Here is a 15,859-nt window from a genome sequence, read left to right as displayed (position 1 = left end):
CCTAGAGAAACGACTCTCAGGCGCCCTCACCCATGTCCGCGCAGGTCAGACCCCAAATTCGTGACTCTAGGCCGCTGAATTACGCGGAACGCAGGACCGTGCTGTTACTGGGGTGTTATGCGGGGGCCTGCAGGAAAGTCGATCGCTGCAGATCGAGTGCGGTGGCGCGAAGAGCCCGGGAGCGGTCCGATGGTGATCTCGGAACGGGCGGTGAATCAGCGCAGGTCGGGCGGGCCGCATTCCTGGCGAATGAGCGCCACCACCTCCTGATCGCGTATCTCGATGACGTACCCGGCGGGCATGGTTACCGGCGCCGAGATGACGCATCCGGACAAGGACAGCGAGATGTTCCTGTACGAGATCGAGGTGGACGAGGCGTTCCGGTGGCTCTGTTTCGACCGAGCCTTGGCAGTGGCACTCGCGGACCTGGCACGTGAACGAGACTGCAATGGCACGTGGGTGGTCACGGACGAGGACAACGGGGCGGCACGGGTGACGTACCTCTGCGCTGGCGGCGTCCCCGAGAGAAGCAAGTGGTGCATGCCTGGACCTTCGACCAGGCATGCTTCCACTGTGCGGAGCAATCTCAGGACTACACGCGCCGAAGCTGTCCGGAGGCACGGACACCGGTAAGGCCGGGTGTCATGTCGTTGGTCGTCGCGCTCACTGCCCGTCCAGGATCGGGAGAAGGAGTCGCGAGCTGGAGTGCACCGTGTTGACGGCCGGCACGGCGACCGGGGCGTGGCTGAAAAGCAGCATAGGCCGGAAGTCCTTGCGGGTGTCGTCGCTGGTGAGGATCAGTCGGATACGGTGCCCACGGTGGAAACGGCGGGCGTTGGCCACAAGCGGGATGCGGTAGTCGACCGGCTCCCCCGCGGGAACGGGATCCTGGGTCGTCATCGGGAGGACGGGCCGGCCTATCCGGCTCGCCTCCTCGTCGACGTGGCGCAGACCGCCGCGCAGCCAGCCCTGGGTGATGTCGGTGGCCTTCCCGTCCGGGCCGATGTCCTGCAGCAGCAGGATCCACGCGGTGTCGTTCGCGGTGCTGGTGGCGGTGAGCCGCAGTTCGGGGTAACCGACCATGTCAATGCCCTCGGGCAGTGGGTCGCTGGTCCAACTCAGGAGTCCGGGCATGGAGTTCGCGCCATCGGTGGCATAGCTGCACGCACCGGGCCGCTCGTCGGCTGTGAGGGAGCCGTCGGCGTTGAGGGCCAGGGCGGCGTGGGTGGCCGGCGGGGGCCAGCGGTCGGCGGTACGCCACTGTTCGGCGCCGGGCAGCCAGTAGCGGACGGCGGGGCCGTCGAGAATACCGGTGTCCCGGCCCTTGAGCCAGTGGTCGAACCAGGCGAGGGCCTCGATATGGAGGCTCTCCCAGGGCCAGGGCAGGCTGTGGTCCCCGAGCATGGCCAGGCGTATGTGCGGGTTGTGGGCGAGGGCGTCCCAGGCCTGGAAGAGGCCTGGGAGGTGGAGGGGGACGTTCGACCATTCGCCGCCGAGGTAGACGGGGATGTCCACAGCGGTGAGCAGCTCGGTCAGGTCGCGTTCGTCCCACCATGCGTCCTGGACCGGGTGTTCGGTGGTCACTGCGGCCAGCAGGTCGTTCCACGGGTGGTCGTCGTGGTGGAAGCGGCTGATCAACCGCAGGCCACGGGTCGCCTGGATCCCGTCAGTGCGGCTGAACTGCCTGTGGACGGCCGGGACCGCCAGGATGCGGCGCAGCAGCCGGGATGGCCCTCCGCGGTAGAGGCGGTCGCCGTGCGCGGACAGGACGCCCAGGGCACGGATCCAGGGGGCGATGAAGGCCTCGCTCAACAGGCCGTTGTGGTAGGCGGCTTCGCGGACCTTGACGGTGACGTTGAAGGGGAACAGGGCCTTGAGGTGGGGTGGCCGCCGGGTGGCGGCCGCCAGCTGGGTCATGGCGTAGTAGCTGATACCGATCATGCCGACGTTGCCGTCGCACCAGGGCTGCCTGGCGACCCATTCGACCAGGTCGAAGAGGTCTTGGCGCTCCTGTTCGTCGAACAGGGTGTAGGTGCCGCCCGAACCTGCCGTGCCGCGGAGGTTGGCGATGACGTGGGCGTAGCCGCGGGGCGCCCAGAAGTCACTGGCTCCGGCCTCGATGACCGCTGCGGGGGCGCCCAGGTCCTGCAGTTGGCGGGGGTAGGGCGCGGCCGCGATGAGCGCGGGGAACCGGCCGTTCGCGTCGGGCCGGTGAACGTCCGCCAGGAGCCGGACGCCGTCGCGGACCGGGACGGGCACGTTGTCCTCGCGGATCGTGCGGTGGGAGGCCGGGGACAGGTCACGGTAGCTGCGCCCGGTGGTCTGCGGTCCGTTCAGCCGACGCTGGCCGGGGTCCACCCCGGCTGCGTTGATGCGAGCCATGCCGCCTCATTTCAACATCTGCAGAAATTATGGAGGCCCACCGTACGTCGGCGCCCCACGGCGGGCAAGAAGAATTTCCACATGAAATGAAACTATGGCCTGGAGGGCAAGGCAGCATGCCCAGGAGGGCCGCACGAGCGGGAGTGTCACGCGGCGCATCAGGCCGCGGCGCCGTCGACAGTCAGCTTCGGGTAGGAACCCGAGGCCAGGGCGAACCGAGTAGGACGGCCGGCTGGTGCGGACGGTCGCGGTCCGTGGAGGCGCCACGCCTCGCACGGCTCCCTGGTGCGGGTGCGCAAGGCAGACGAACGCGCCCACGAAAACGAGCGACCGGGGCGGGACCGGTCAGCCCTCAGCCCCCGGGTCGGCGAGGTCTGCGGGCAGAGGGTGATCGAGGTAGCGCTGGATCGTGGGGGCGATGAGGTCGACGACAGTGTCGGCGGGCAGCGTGGCCACGTCCCCTACCTGCCAGATGTAGCGGTTCATGACCATGCCGACAATCTGGGTGGCAATGAGACTCGCCCGCAGGCTGCGCTCCGCATCGGACAGGCTGTGAGAGACCACCGCCAGGACGAGTTCGGAGAACAGCTGCCTGAGCCGCTGCATGGCGGCGGATTCCTGGGCGGCGGTGAGGACAATGGAGCGCAGGATCTCGGCGGAGGCAGGATCCTCCCACAGCTGCATGGTGGCCTGAATGAAGGCGCGCCCGCGCCGCTCCAGTGGCTGTTCGGCGGCGGCGGCCACGGCGGCACCGAAGGTGTCCGGGGGCTGCATCGCCGCCTCCAGCAGGCCGGCCTTGGCGCGGAAGTAGTAGTGCACCAGGCCCGGGTCGACGCCGGCGTCCGAGGCGACCGACCGCAGGGAGGTCGCGGCGTAGCCGCGGGTGGCGAAGGATCTGCGGGCCGCCGCGAGGATCTTGTCCGCCTGCTCTCCGCGCTCGCCACGGGGGCCTCGCCCAGTCACTCCGCACCGCCTTCCGCACAGCTCAGGAGGGACATCTTGCCATGCCCCGCAGTTTCAGCATACGGTGAAATTAGTTTCAGCGCCTGAGGAAATTATGGCCCGGGGCCTGCGCCTGCCCGAGCACCGGTGGACCACGGCCCCGCACGCCGTCCCGGCCCGGGCCGATCCGACGTCAGCCAACCCGATGCCGCCCGTTCTTCCCGGCATCCCCCGATTCCAGCCCCTGAACACGGAGCCCAATCATGGCCACCCCACCGCCACCGCCCGCCAGCCGCCCGTCGCGCGCCCCGAACCTGCTGGTACGGCCGACCGCCATCTGCATCGGCCTCCTTGCGAACCTCCTATACATGCTCGTCCTCACCAACGCGTTCGATTACCACCTGAAGACCCCCGCGGTGTTCGGCAAGCCGACACAGTCCGTTCTGATCAGCCTGGTGGGCGCCTCCTCCATCATCCCCACCCTGCTCGGCTGGGCGCTGCTGGAGTTGCTCGAACGGTTCGTCCCCCGACGCGCCACCGTGATCTGGACCGTGCTCGCAGTCCTAACACTCGTCGGCAGCCTCCCGTACAACGGATCCGGCATCACCGTCACCGACCAGCTCCTGCTGGCCCAGATGCACCTGATAGTCGGTGCCGCGGTGATCCCCACGTTCATCATCACCTCGATGCGCCGACGCTGACAGCGGCACCGCCCCATCGGCTGTGCCCCTCATGGCGGCCAGCACACGTCTCACCACCTTGGAGGCTCCCATGACCATGGCTTACCTCGCTCAACCCGACCAACAGCAGACCGTCGAGTGGCTCAACGGCGGACTGTTCACGATTCTGCTCGACAGCCAGGCCACCGAAGGGCAGCTCACCGTCGGACGATTCGACCACCGGAAGGGCGAAGCCCCGCCCTTCCACCTCCACACCCGGGAGGACGAGGTGTTCCTCCTCCTCGGGGGTGAGGCACTCGTGTGGGTGGGGGACGAACGCCACGAACTTTCCGAAGGCGGGGTCGTCTACCTGCCGCGCAATATCCCGCACAGCTACCGCATCACGTCCGACCGCGCGGACCTCCTCCTCATCACCACCCCAGGGGGTATCGAGGAGATGTTCCGGCACGCCGGACGCGACATCACCACTCCCCGCCCCGACGGGTTCGAGATCAGCAAGGACCGGCTCGCCGAAGCCGCCGCCCTGCGCGGCAACGTCATCGTCGGGCCGCCCCGCTGAGTGCCCTCCTCCGGGCCGGCCATCCGCCCCGGGGCGGCCTCCCGTCCCTCCCGAACGGGATGGGCGGCCGTCCCAGCGGCGTGTCCCCGGGCGCGGCCACCTGCTTGACCACCACCGTCCAACCCGAACTCCCATGGACTCACCATGACCAACATCGCAACCCTGCTGACAGCCTCGGCATCGGCCCACGGCAACCGGATCGCCGTCAGGGACGGGGACGACGCATTGTCGTACACCCGCCTGGACGACCTGAGCGCACGGACCGCCGCCCTGCTCCGGGCCGACGGTGTCCGCCCGGGCGACCGGGTGGCTCTGTGCATGCCCAATGCGCTGCACTTCCCCGTCGCCTACTACGGGATCCTCCGCGCAGGCGCCATCGTCGTGCCGATGAACCCGCTGCTCAAGGCCAGGGAGATGGCCTTCGCCCTGCGCGACTCCGGCGCCCGGACAATCCTGGTCTCGCCGGTGTCGGCCGCCGAGGCCGCCAAAGCCGCCAGCATCGCCGGAACCGACCTCCTGGTCGTCGAACCAGGCCCGTTCGACGACCGACTCGACCGCACCGAACCACTGCACTCCGTCGTCACGGCGGGCGAGACCGACCTTGCGGTGATCCTTTACACCTCGGGCACTACCGGCACGCCCAAGGGCGCCGAGCTGACGCACCGCAACCTCCTCAGCAACACCTCCACCGTCGCCCGCTCCCTGTTCCGTCTCACCCCTGACGACGTGATCTTCGGGGGCCTGCCGCTGTTCCACGCGTTCGGCCAGACCTGCGGTCTCAACACGGCCGTGGCCGCCGGCGCCACGCTGACCCTCCTCGGCCGGTTCGACCCGGCGGCCGTGCTCGAGATCATCCGCCGGGACGCCGTCACCGTCTTGCTCGGTGTCCCGACGATGTACTCGGCGCTCCTGCACACCGGGCTCCCCGACGGCTTCGACCCCACTCGCCTGCGGCTGGCCGTCTCCGGCGGCGCGTCGCTTCCGGTGGAGGTGCTGCACGGCTTCGAGCAGCGCTTCGGCGTCGACGTCCTCGAAGGCTACGGCCTGTCGGAGACGTCCCCGGTCGCCGCCTTCAACCCGCCGGACCGCCCACGCAAACCCGGCTCCATCGGTCTGCCCGTCCGCGGCGTCGAACTGCGGCTGGTCCGGGCCGACGGCACGCCGGCCCACCCGGGCGAGGTCGGCGAGATCGCGATCCGCGGCGAGAACGTAATGGCCGGCTACCACAACCAGTCGTACGCCACGGCGGAGGCGATCCGCGACGGCTGGTTCCACACCGGCGACCTCGCCCGTGTCGACGAGGACGGCTACTACTTCATCGTCGACCGCACCAAGGACGTGATCATCCGTGGCGGTTACAACGTCTACCCGCGCGAGGTGGAGGAGATCCTCTACGGGCATCCCGCAGTGGCCGAAGCGGCCGTCGTCGGCGTGGCGGACGCGATGCTGGGAGAGGAAGTCGCGGCGGTGGTCGTGCTCAAGCCCGGCACGCGCGCCACCGTCGAGGAGATCCAGGACCACGTGAGAGCACAGGTGGCCGCCTACAAGTACCCGCGGGTCGTCACGTTCGCCGACGCGCTCCCCAAGGGGCCCACTGGCAAGATCCTCAAACGTGAGATCACCGTCGACCCGGTCGGCCCCTGACCCGGACCGGCCCTCGGTAGACGGCGTCGACCGCAGCGGCGGCCGCCCGAAGCTGAACGGCAGCGCACGCTGGCCGACGACACGGGGACCACGACGCCAGCGTGCAACCTAACCTGCCTTGCAGTCCCCCCTCAGCCGGATGATGCTGGAAAGTACGCCACCAAGGCAGGAGGGCCAGGTGCGCCACCATGGATGGCCCCGGCGAACGGCCTGACCAGGACGCAGGTTCACCAGGATCCGCGCTCCCCGACGGCTCCATCGCATTCGCGGTGACAGACGAGCGAAGGCGCGTGGCGTACTGGAGCCACGAAGTACCGGAGGTCCTCGGCTACACCCCGGCGCAGCTCGCGGGCAGGCCGCTGGCAGATCTTCTCTCCCCGGACGCATCGGTTCTGCTACACAGCGACGGCCGGTTTCTGGACGCGCGGGCCATCCTCGTCCCCATGCTCGACGCCGACCTGCAGGAAGCCGTGCTGGTGATGGTCTCGCCGGACCGGGGAGCGCCGACACCGAGCAACGACAGCCTCATGGTGCGGGCCTTCGACCAGATGCACAGGGTCCTCGCGATCTACGACCGCGACGGTCGGGCCCTCACGGCGAACAAGGCCACCAAGCGGCTGGTCGGCCTCCCCGAGCGTGAAATCCCCGGCCGGCGGCTCACTGAGTTCCTGCCCGGTCCCGCCTTTGAGGAGGTGGAACGGCGGATCCTGCGGGTGAGCCGCACTGGTGAGCCCGAGTACACCGAATTCTTCGTGAGGCTTCCTCAGGAGTCGCGAGCACATGCCTGGGCCGTCGATGTCTTCCCGCTCAAGGACGCCGACGACCGGGTCCGCGCGGTGGGCCTGGCTGCGGACGACCACACCGAGCAGTACGCCACGCGGAAACGACTCTCTCTGCTGAGCGAGGCCAGAGCCCACATGGGGATGAGCCTCGACCTCGCGGACAGCGCCCAGGAACTGGTCGACGTTCTGGTACCGCGCTTTTCGGACTTCTGTCGACCTACTCGACACCGTCATGGACGGTGCACCGCCGCCGCCCGGTCCTCTCGTCGGCTCGGCGATCCTTCGGCGCGCGGCGCAGGGGTGCTCCCGCCCGCTCCCGTCCGGAGCCCTGCTCGGCGCCGACGAGGTCCACATACCTCCGGCGTCCTCGCCGCTCGCCCGTTGCCTGGCCGGAGGACACGCGGAACTGAACGACTTCGGCGATCCAGCGACCGTCCGATGGCTGGCCGACGACCCGCCTCACGCGGCACACGCCCACGCGTACGGGGTGCGCTCACTGATCGCGGCGCCAGTGAGGGCACAGAGCGGGACCTTGGGAACGGTGCTGCTCCTCAGATACTCAACCGCTGCCGACCTGTTCCGCCCCGACGACCTCATCATCACCGAGGAGCTGGTCGTCAGGGCCGCGGTCTGCCTGGACAACGCCCGCCGCTTCACTCACGAGCATGCCGTCGCCCTCGCGCTGCAGCACTCCCTGCTACCCAGGGGTCCGACGGTCCACCTGGCCGCGCACACAGCCTCCCGCTACCTACCCGCAAGTGGCAGCGCCGGGGCGGGCGGTGACTGGTTCGACGTGATCCCCCTACCCTGCGCCCGGATCGGCCTCGTCGTTGGCGACGTGGTGGGCCGCGGCATCAACGCCTCGGCTACCATGGGCCGCCTCCGCACGGCCGTACGCACCCTCGCCGACATCGACCTACCGCCCGACGAACTGCTGACCCACCTCGACGACATCGTGACCCATACGACGCCGCCGCTGGGTTCCGACAACGAGATTCCCGGAGACGTCGGGGCCACCTGCCTGTACGCCGTCTACGATCCCGTCCCCGGCACTCTGTCTCTGGCCCTGGCGGGCCACCCCGCGCCGGTCCTGCTCCAACCGAACGGCACGGCGATTGCCCTCGACCTCCCCATCGGCCCCCCTCTCGGACTCGGCAGCTTGCCCTTCGAGGCGACCGAACTGGCAGTCTCCGAGGGCAGCCTGCTGGCCCTGTTCACCGATGGCCTCATCGGGCACCACGGCCAGGACATCGACGAACGGATCCACGCCCTGCGCCGGGTGATCGCGCGGCCGACCTCCACACTCGAGGCCCGCTGTGACTCTGTCCTGGACGCGCTGCGTCCGCCCAGGGACGACGACGTGGCCCTGCTCCTGGTCCGGACCCGGACGTTGGGCCCGGCCAGCCTCGCCTCCTGGGACCTGCCGAGCGACCCGGCGGTAGTGGCAGAGGCTCGCCGACTCGCCGGCGAGCGCCTCACCGCATGGGAGCTGGACGACGTCTCGTTCATCACCGAACTCGTCGTCAGCGAACTGGTCACCAATGCCATCCGCTACGGCACCGGCCCCATACGCCTGCGGCTGGTCCGGAACGGCCGCACGCTCACCTGTGAAGTCTCCGATGGCAGCAGTACCAGCCCCCATCTACGCCGGGCCCGCCTGAGCGACGAGGGCGGCCGCGGACTACTGCTCGTCGCCAAGCTCACCAAGCGCTGGGGAACGCGTTACACCCGCACGGGCAAAACCATCTGGGCCGAACAGTCCGTCCCCGCTCCCTGAGCCTCTCCGACGGTCCGGAGGAGCCGAGGGAGGGCGCCGCTTGCTGCCGCCGAGAGTTTCATCATACGATGAAACTAATTTCCGCACAGCATGAAATTATGCTACGCCCAGGCGCTCCCACCAGCTCCTGCACCCCGCCCTGCCCACCATCCGCCGACCGGCGACTCCTCCCCGAACGAAGCAACCACCATGACCGCCACTCCGGCCCTGTCCACCCCCATCCCACCGACTCCCCGGGCCAACTGCTGCGGCCGGTCGCCATCTGCGTCGGGCTCGTCGCGAACCACGTGTACCTGAGCGTTCTCGACCACCTCGGGTACGACCTCAAAACCCCCGCGGAGTTCGGCCAACCGGCCCGGTCCGTACTGGTCGACCTGGCGAGCGCCTTCACCGTTGTTCCCGCACTGGCGGGTTGGGGCGCGCTAGAACTGCTGGAACGATTCATGCCACGGCGGGCCGTCGTCACCTGGACCGTGCTCGCGCTCGCGGTCCTCATCGGCGGGTTCCCCTGGACGGGAGCCGGCATCTCCACCACCGATCGGATCCTGCTGGCCCAGATGCAGCTGATCGTCGGCGCGGCCGTGATCCCCACCTTCGTGATCAGCTCACGGCGGCGCCGGTCCTGATGGCCGGCACCGGGCGCCCGAGGCGTCTGCTGCCCGTCGGGTCCGCACGCGTCGTCCGTCCAGCGCGGCCCTCCGCGACCGGCCTCAGGCGCGGATTCTCTACCGATCGACAACGAAAGAAAGACTCATGCAGCGCATCACAGTGAGCATTCACTCGGACGACCCACTCTCCCGGGCGGGGGTGGCCGCGCAGTTGCGGCACCGCCCGGAGATCCACCTCATCGGCCCCGATCCCGAGGGGTCGGCAGAGGCTGGCGAGCCTCAAGTAGCCGTTCTGATAGCCGACCTGAGCGACGAGAGCACCATCGTGACACTGCGTCGGCTGCGCCGCGGCGCGGGCATGCGCGTCGTGCTGGTCACGACGGACGTCCGTGAGATCGACCTGATGAAACTGGTGGAGGACGGGGTGGCCGCCGTCCTGCGACGGGCACAGGTCGGCGAGGCGTCTCTCGTCGGCGCCATCCTCGCTGCCGCACGAGGGGACGGGCACTTGCCCCCCGACCTGCTGGGTCGGCTGCTCTCCCAGATCGGACGGATGCAGCGCAGTTCGGTCGACGGCCGGCCGGCGCCATTGGTCGGCCTGTCCGACCGCGAGCGAGAAGTCCTGCGGATGATCGGCGACGGAATGGACTCCGCCGAAATCGCGACAAAGCTGGCGTACTCCGAACGCACCATCAAGAACATCCTGCACAGCGTCATGACCCGGATGAATCTTCGTAACCGAGCCCATGCCGTGGCCCACGCCATGCGCGAAGGCTACCTGTGATGAGCACCGTCCGGCCACAAGCACGCCCACCCGTTCCCGGCGCACGTCCGTTCGCGGACTCCGCCACCATGCCTCCCGCCGATTCCCACCGTAACGACTCGGCCGACTGTCCGTCAGAAACGTTCAGGATAGCCCCCGTGCAGTCCAAGGGGTCCTCCCGGGCAACACGCGTTTCGCCCAGCCGAGTCGCGCGGACCTACAACCCCATCAGGGCTACCGGCGAACCACCGACCGACAAGAAGACATCGCCCGGGAATACCCGGCACATTCGAATCATGAGGAATACAGAGTGAGCAACGAGAGTCTGGCCAACCTGCTCAAGAAGGACCGCCGTTTCGCGCCGCCGGCGGAGCTCGCCGCGGCCGCGAACGTGACCGCCGCCGCGTACGCGCAGGCCTCCGAGGACCGGCTCGGGTTCTGGGCCGAGCAGGCCCGCCGTCTGACCTGGGCGGTCGAACCGACCGAGACCCTGGACTGGTCGAACCCGCCGTTCGCCAAGTGGTTCGCCGACGGCCGGCTCAACGTCGCCTACAACTGCGTCGACCGCCACGTCGAGGCCGGCCACGGCGACCGGGTCGCCATCCACTTCGAGGGCGAACCCGGCGACTCCCGCACCCTGACCTACGCCCAGCTCAGGGACGAGGTCTCGCGCGCCGCCAACGCCCTGCTCGAACTCGGCGTCACCAAGGGCGACCGCGTCGCCGTCTACCTCCCCATGATCCCCGAGGCCGTCGTCGCGATGCTCGCCTGCGCCCGGATCGGCGCCGTGCACTCCGTGGTGTTCGGCGGGTTCTCCGCCGACGCGGTGGCCTCCCGGATCCAGGACGCCGACGCCAAGCTGGTGATCACCGCCGACGGCGGCTACCGCCGCGGCAAGGCCACCGCGCTCAAGCCCGCCATCGACGAGGCACTCACCAGGACCGACAGCGTCGAGCACGTCCTGGTGGTGCGGCGCACCGGTCAGGACACGGCGTTCACCGAGGGCCGGGACGTGTGGTGGCACGAGATCTGCGGGCGCCAGGACGCTGTGCACACGCCGGAGGCGCACGACGCCGAGCAGCCGCTGTTCATTCTGTACACCTCGGGTACCACGGGGAAGCCGAAGGGCATCCTGCACACCTCCGGTGGTTACCTGACGCAGGCGGCCTACACGCATCACGCGGTGTTCGACCTGAAGCCGGAGTCGGACGTCTACTGGTGCACGGCGGACATCGGGTGGGTGACCGGTCATTCGTACATCGTGTACGGGCCGTTGGCCAACGGTGCGACGCAGGTGATCTACGAGGGCACGCCGGACACGCCGCACCAGGGCCGGTTCTGGGAGATCGTGCAGAAGTACGGGGTCACGATCCTGTACACCGCGCCGACGGCGATCCGCACGTTCATGAAGTGGGGCGACGACATCCCCGCCAAGTTCGATCTGAGCAGTCTGCGGGTGCTCGGGTCGGTCGGTGAGCCGATCAACCCGGAGGCGTGGATCTGGTACCGGGAGCACATCGGCGCGGGCGAGGCGCCGATCGTGGACACCTGGTGGCAGACCGAGACCGGCGCGATGATGATCAGCCCGCTGCCCGGCGTCACCGACACCAAGCCCGGCTCCGCGCAGCGGGCGCTGCCCGGCATCGCCGCCACGGTCGTGGACGACGAGGCCAACGAGGTGCCCGACGGTTCCGGCGGCTACCTGGTGCTGACCGAGCCGTGGCCGTCCATGCTCCGCACGATCTGGGGCGACGACCAGCGGTACATCGACACCTACTGGTCGCGTTTCCCGGGCCGGTACTTCGCCGGTGACGGCGCGAAGAAGGACGACGACGGTGACATCTGGCTGCTCGGCCGGGTCGACGACGTGATGCTGGTGTCGGGTCACAACATCTCCACCACCGAGGTCGAGTCCGCGCTGGTGGGGCACCCCGCCGTCGCCGAGTCCGCCGTCGTCGGCGCCACCGACGCGACCACCGGCCAGGCCATCGTCGCGTTCGTCATCCTGCGCGGCACCGCCACCGACAGCGACGAGCTGATCGCCGACCTGCGCAACCACGTCGGCCGCACCCTCGGCCCCATCGCCAAGCCCAAGCAGATCAAGATCGTCAGCGAGCTCCCCAAGACCCGCTCCGGCAAGATCATGCGACGCCTGCTCCGGGACGTCGCGGAGAACCGCGAGGTGGGCGACACCACCACGCTCACGGACTCGTCCGTGATGGGGCTGATCCAGGCGCAGCTGCCCGCAGCCGGCAACGAGAGCTGACCGCCGGAGCCTACCCCCGCCCGCCGCGCGTGCCGTCACTCACAGGAGGACAGCCCGCGCGGCGACGGCGCTAGGCGGGGTCAGCCGGGCAGGACCTCCAGACGGACGACAACGTGGGCGGGGCGCTCCCGCTCCACAACCTCGCGGACCCGGGCCGGAGAGACCGCCGCCGCGTCCCCGGCAGTGATCCGGACAAGCAGCGCTGGCCCGGCCACCCCCGGAAGCGGGCCGTTCGGGGTGGCCGACCAGGATGCCCCGCCGCTGTCGGAGACCTGTGCTGCGACACCCAGCAGGCTCAGCTGGGCCACGACTCCGCGCAGCGTGCCGCGTGACCGCTGCGCCGGGACGGCGCCAGCCACCACGGCCCGCCCGCTGTCATCCCCCGGCGGGCGTTCGCCGGTCCCGGCCGCCGCCAGCGAGTCCTGTGCGGCGACCCAGCCTGCCAGCCAGTCGACGAAGTCGGACGGTGCCAACGCCGGGTCCCAGTAGACATGGAGACAGTCGAGCACCGCAAACACCGGGGCCAGGACCTGGTCGAAGGCCGACACGAACCGCCGGGTGAAGTCGTCCTCAGTGTAGATGCCGGGCAGCCGGTCGATCAGCGGGTGCGGCGATACCAGTCCGTCGACGGCACGCCGGAGCGAACGGCTCGTCGGGCGGCCCCCGGCGGTCAGCCGATGCGGCGGCGCGGCATGTGCGGTCACTGCTCCTCCACCCGGACCTGGTGCTGGTGCGAGAAGACCAGCGCGTTACGGTCCAACTCGACCCGGTCACCCGGTTCACCACGTTCTCCGGTCAGCGGGTTCGCCGGGAACAGCCGCACATGGTCAACCAGTTCGACACCCGGCAGTTGTTGGAGAACGGCGAAAGCCTCACCCGCCTGCACCGGGCGCCCGAACGGCCAGCCTTGACTGTCCGGGCCGCCGGTCAACGGGTCGAGGTAGCGGTAGAGGGCATCCAGGGCCTGCTCGCGCACCAGTCCCGGCGCGGCGCCGCGCCTGGCAACCAACCGCGCCACCACGGTCACGCCCTGGTAGAACGGCGGTTCAACCACCAGGCGGGCGCCGATCGGACGGCGCTCGTCCAGATAGTGCGCGATCCCGGCGAGCAATTCGTCCGGGGGGACCATCTGCTCGATCCGCGGCCGGTCGCCCGCCTCCACCGTGACGTCCGGGACGACGAGGACCCGCACTCCCCCGTCGCCCGCTCCCGGCCCGGCCGCCACCGCCCTGATCCGAGCCGCCGACGGGGCGGCCCGGCGCGCCAGCAACTCGTAGTCGGCTGCCGTCACCGCCCGTTCCTGGGTCCGCAGTTGGACCGGACCGCGTACCATCGCCGACTCCACCGTTTCCCCGTCCACCCCGCCGGTGGCACCCTCACGGTTCTCCACCCGGGAGATGTACGGCACCGAACTGCGCAGGACGGTGAGGGCACCGCGCGCCACGTTCCCTCGCCTGCCGCCACCGGTGCGGTAGCGGCGCACCCGGATCCGGCTTCCCTTGGCCGGCACCGCGCCATGGTGGCACAACGCGCCGTCCCGCTCACGAACCGCGGGTCCGAAGCTCACCTCGCCCGCCGTCCGGTCGACCGTGATGTGCCGGTCGTGCGAAGCCGAGTCACCGAAGGCGTCGACCTCATGCCACTCCTGCCGGCCGTCGCCGTCCGCGACCTCGACCACGAGCGGGACGTGCTCGGCGAGGATCGGGGGGTGTGCCACGGTGAAGCGCTGCCCGGGAGCGCCGGTGGAGTCGCCTATCCACTCCCCGTCCACGGTCCGGGCGTGCAGAGCCGGCACCGTACCGCCCACAGTCGCGGCGGAGACCGCACGGACCTCGGGGGAGGCCGAGTAGAAAGGCTGGCCAGCCCGACTCGGTACCGTCCGGCATCGCAGCCAGCCTGCCCGGTGCCCAGCCATCGTGATCAGCCGGTGTCCGCCCGGGACGTGCAGCACCACATCGCCGGGGCGGTTGAGACCGCCAGTGGAGTCGCTGTCCACCTCACAGGGCAGCCAGCCGTCTCCGTCGAAGGCCTCCCAGACCAGCGGCGGCCGGCGCGGGTCCACGCCGACGCCCCGTGCCCGGCTGTCCAGGGTGAGCAGCACCGCACAGCCGGGCACGGCCGCAGACAGGCCGACCAGAAGTGCGTCCCCGGCCACGGGTCGCTCGGCGAAGCACACGACCTCGTGCCCGGCGAGCAGGCTGTCGGTGCGATCGACCGGGCGGCCGCCCGCCGGCTGCGTCAGCAGCGCGGTGAAAGTGCACGGCACGATGGTCAGATCGCGTGCGGTGGCAAAGACGATCCGGTCGTCCTGGCCGGTGCCCGCGGTACACACCTCGGTGCCCTCGCGAAGGCGCAGGTCGGTCGGCTGCGGCGCCGAGAGCCAAAACGTCAGCTCGGCACGGGCCGCACTGGCGGGGAAGGGCCGGACGCCGATCAGGTCCAGGAAAGCGAGATAGCTCTTCTCGGGCACTCGGTTCAGGCGATACAGCAGTTGGTCCGTCATGTGGGCGAACGCCTCGATCAGGGTGACGCCGGGGTCGGAGACGTTGTGGTCCGACCATTCCGGGCAGCGCTCCTGGATAAATCGCTTGGCCTCGTCCACGAGTTGCTGGAACCGTCGGTCATCGAGCTGGGGCGCGGGCAGGGACATCAGCTGAGGCTTTCTCGCAGGGCCGGTCGGGAGGGGAGGGCGGCGGTGGACGACCCGGAGGCCGGCTCGTGGTCGGGGATAACGTAGAACGGGAACACCAGGCTCCGCGGGTTGTTGGTGCCCCGTACGGTGTAGCGGACGTCGATGTAGAGCGTTCCGGCGTCGACGCCGTCCAGGGCAACCTCGACCGTGTCGACCCTGATCCTGGGCTCCCAGCGGTCAAGGGAGCGGCGCACCTCGACGGCGATCCGCCCGGCTGTGTCGGCGTCGGCGGGCGCGAAGACGTGGTCGTGCACCGCGCAGCCGAACTCCGGCCGCATCGGCCGCTCGCCGGGTGCGGTGCCGAGCACCAGCCGGATCGACTCGGTGATCTCACGGTCCCGCTCGACCAGGGCGATCGCACCGGTCGGGTCGGTGCTCAGCGGGAACGCCCAGCCCGCACCGACGAACCGCTCGGGCACGGTCATGATCCTCCGATCAGGACGGTGGACGCACTCCCGACGACCGCTGCGCCACAACCGAGCAGGTCGCCCCCGCGGGCGGCAGGCCGGCCACCGATCAGCACCATGGCGGCAGCCAATGCGCCGGGCAGGATCACGGCGGGCACCTCGGGGTGCAGGTCGCACAGGGCCACCGTGCCAACCACGGCGGCCGGCAGCCCGCCGATCAGCACCGTCCGCAGCCCCGGTGGCCCGACCCGGCCCGATGGCGGGCCACCGGCGGTGGGCACCGACAGGTGACCGACCGGGTCTCCCACTCGTGCGGCTGATGGCATCGTGGTTCCTCTCCTCCTGGACGGCGGATCG

The 15,859-nt window shown here is 69.9% G+C and carries 13 protein-coding genes and 1 pseudogene; 8 read left to right on the top strand and 6 right to left on the bottom strand.

Translation table 11 applies throughout. The annotated features are described in order from the left end of the window. Positions 1-663: 663 nt before the first annotated feature. Both ACIOFR_RS37830 and ACIOFR_RS37825 read right to left on the bottom strand, forming a co-directional pair. The gene (locus tag ACIOFR_RS37830) at positions 664-2,382 is read right to left on the bottom strand and encodes a CocE/NonD family hydrolase (RefSeq protein WP_401004694.1); all 1,719 of its coding nucleotides are present in this window, start codon (positions 2,380-2,382) and stop codon (positions 664-666) included. A gap of 345 nt (positions 2,383-2,727) precedes the next feature. Continuing rightward, the gene (locus ACIOFR_RS37825; RefSeq protein ID WP_401004692.1) at positions 2,728-3,345 is read right to left on the bottom strand and encodes a TetR family transcriptional regulator; all 618 of its coding nucleotides are present in this window, start codon (positions 3,343-3,345) and stop codon (positions 2,728-2,730) included. A 242-nt stretch (positions 3,346-3,587) separates the two neighbouring features. Here ACIOFR_RS37825 and ACIOFR_RS37820 point away from each other — a divergent pair, with 242 nt between their 5' ends. The 8 genes and pseudogenes from ACIOFR_RS37820 (at position 3,588) to acs (ending at position 12,403) form a co-directional block, all read left to right on the top strand. Continuing rightward, entirely contained in the window at positions 3,588-4,025 is a 438-nt protein-coding gene (locus ACIOFR_RS37820; RefSeq protein ID WP_401004690.1) for a DUF6069 family protein, read from the top strand. Between the two features lie 70 nt (positions 4,026-4,095). Beyond that, positions 4,096-4,563: a cupin domain-containing protein gene (locus tag ACIOFR_RS37815; RefSeq protein WP_401004688.1), complete on the top strand. Its 468-nt coding sequence runs from the start codon at positions 4,096-4,098 to the stop codon at positions 4,561-4,563. Positions 4,564-4,707: 144 nt separating this feature from the next. Then, complete coding sequence (locus ACIOFR_RS37810; protein ID WP_401004686.1) at positions 4,708-6,207, top strand: long-chain fatty acid--CoA ligase; 1,500 nt, start codon at positions 4,708-4,710, stop codon at positions 6,205-6,207. A 188-nt stretch (positions 6,208-6,395) separates the two neighbouring features. After that, positions 6,396-7,037, top strand: a pseudogene (locus ACIOFR_RS37805) (PAS domain-containing protein); the annotation flags it as partial. A 184-nt stretch (positions 7,038-7,221) separates the two neighbouring features. Continuing rightward, on the top strand, positions 7,222-8,766 hold the full coding sequence (locus ACIOFR_RS37800; RefSeq protein ID WP_401004684.1) for a SpoIIE family protein phosphatase: 1,545 nt from the start codon (positions 7,222-7,224) through the stop codon (positions 8,764-8,766). A 98-nt stretch (positions 8,767-8,864) separates the two neighbouring features. Then, positions 8,865-9,392 (top strand): DUF6069 family protein, encoded by a 528-nt coding sequence (locus tag ACIOFR_RS37795; protein ID WP_401004682.1) that lies wholly within the window; start codon positions 8,865-8,867, stop codon positions 9,390-9,392. Positions 9,393-9,519: 127 nt separating this feature from the next. After that, positions 9,520-10,158, top strand: a complete 639-nt coding sequence (locus ACIOFR_RS37790; protein ID WP_401004681.1) for a LuxR family transcriptional regulator — start codon at positions 9,520-9,522, stop codon at positions 10,156-10,158. Positions 10,159-10,447: 289 nt separating this feature from the next. Then, on the top strand, positions 10,448-12,403 hold the full coding sequence (acs, locus tag ACIOFR_RS37785; protein WP_401004679.1) for an acetate--CoA ligase: 1,956 nt from the start codon (positions 10,448-10,450) through the stop codon (positions 12,401-12,403). Positions 12,404-12,483: 80 nt separating this feature from the next. Here acs and ACIOFR_RS37780 read toward each other — a convergent pair whose 3' ends face one another. From ACIOFR_RS37780 to ACIOFR_RS37765, 4 genes are read right to left on the bottom strand one after another with little or no spacing between them, the layout of a single operon-like run. Beyond that, a complete protein-coding gene (locus ACIOFR_RS37780; protein WP_401004677.1) occupies positions 12,484-13,107 on the bottom strand; it encodes a phage tail protein in 624 nt (207 codons plus the stop codon). Next, positions 13,104-15,053, bottom strand: a complete 1,950-nt coding sequence (locus ACIOFR_RS37775) for a putative baseplate assembly protein (protein WP_401004675.1) — start codon at positions 15,051-15,053, stop codon at positions 13,104-13,106. The genes ACIOFR_RS37780 and ACIOFR_RS37775 overlap by 4 nt, the downstream gene beginning before the upstream one ends. After that, positions 15,053-15,520: a GPW/gp25 family protein gene (locus ACIOFR_RS37770; protein ID WP_401004673.1), complete on the bottom strand. Its 468-nt coding sequence runs from the start codon at positions 15,518-15,520 to the stop codon at positions 15,053-15,055. Before ACIOFR_RS37770 ends, ACIOFR_RS37775 begins: the two co-directional genes overlap by 1 nt. Then, entirely contained in the window at positions 15,517-15,828 is a 312-nt protein-coding gene (locus ACIOFR_RS37765) for a PAAR domain-containing protein (protein WP_401004671.1), read from the bottom strand. The genes ACIOFR_RS37770 and ACIOFR_RS37765 overlap by 4 nt, the downstream gene beginning before the upstream one ends. Positions 15,829-15,859 lie beyond the last annotated feature (31 nt).

This window comes from Kitasatospora sp. NPDC088346 (genome assembly GCF_044740765.1).
In the GTDB taxonomy this organism is placed as follows: domain Bacteria; phylum Actinomycetota; class Actinomycetes; order Streptomycetales; family Streptomycetaceae; genus Kitasatospora.
Note: the sequence above shows the minus strand (reverse complement) of the source record. Positions and strands in the feature narration are given on the sequence as shown.

Excerpts from the sequence above, each read along its gene's own strand:
- ACIOFR_RS37820 (WP_401004690.1), top strand. The coding sequence starts at position 3,588 with ATGGCCACCCCACCGCCACCGCCCGCCAGCCGCCCGTCGCGCGCCCCG.
- ACIOFR_RS37775 (WP_401004675.1), bottom strand. The coding sequence starts at position 15,053 with ATGTCCCTGCCCGCGCCCCAGCTCGATGACCGACGGTTCCAGCAACTC.
- ACIOFR_RS37815 (WP_401004688.1), top strand. The coding sequence starts at position 4,096 with ATGACCATGGCTTACCTCGCTCAACCCGACCAACAGCAGACCGTCGAG.
- ACIOFR_RS37770 (WP_401004673.1), bottom strand. The coding sequence starts at position 15,520 with ATGACCGTGCCCGAGCGGTTCGTCGGTGCGGGCTGGGCGTTCCCGCTG.
- ACIOFR_RS37795 (WP_401004682.1), top strand. The coding sequence starts at position 8,865 with ATGCTACGCCCAGGCGCTCCCACCAGCTCCTGCACCCCGCCCTGCCCA.
- ACIOFR_RS37790 (WP_401004681.1), top strand. The coding sequence starts at position 9,520 with ATGCAGCGCATCACAGTGAGCATTCACTCGGACGACCCACTCTCCCGG.
- ACIOFR_RS37765 (WP_401004671.1), bottom strand. The coding sequence starts at position 15,828 with ATGCCATCAGCCGCACGAGTGGGAGACCCGGTCGGTCACCTGTCGGTG.
- ACIOFR_RS37830 (WP_401004694.1), bottom strand. The coding sequence starts at position 2,382 with ATGGCTCGCATCAACGCAGCCGGGGTGGACCCCGGCCAGCGTCGGCTG.
- ACIOFR_RS37800 (WP_401004684.1), top strand. The coding sequence starts at position 7,222 with ATGGACGGTGCACCGCCGCCGCCCGGTCCTCTCGTCGGCTCGGCGATC.
- ACIOFR_RS37810 (WP_401004686.1), top strand. The coding sequence starts at position 4,708 with ATGACCAACATCGCAACCCTGCTGACAGCCTCGGCATCGGCCCACGGC.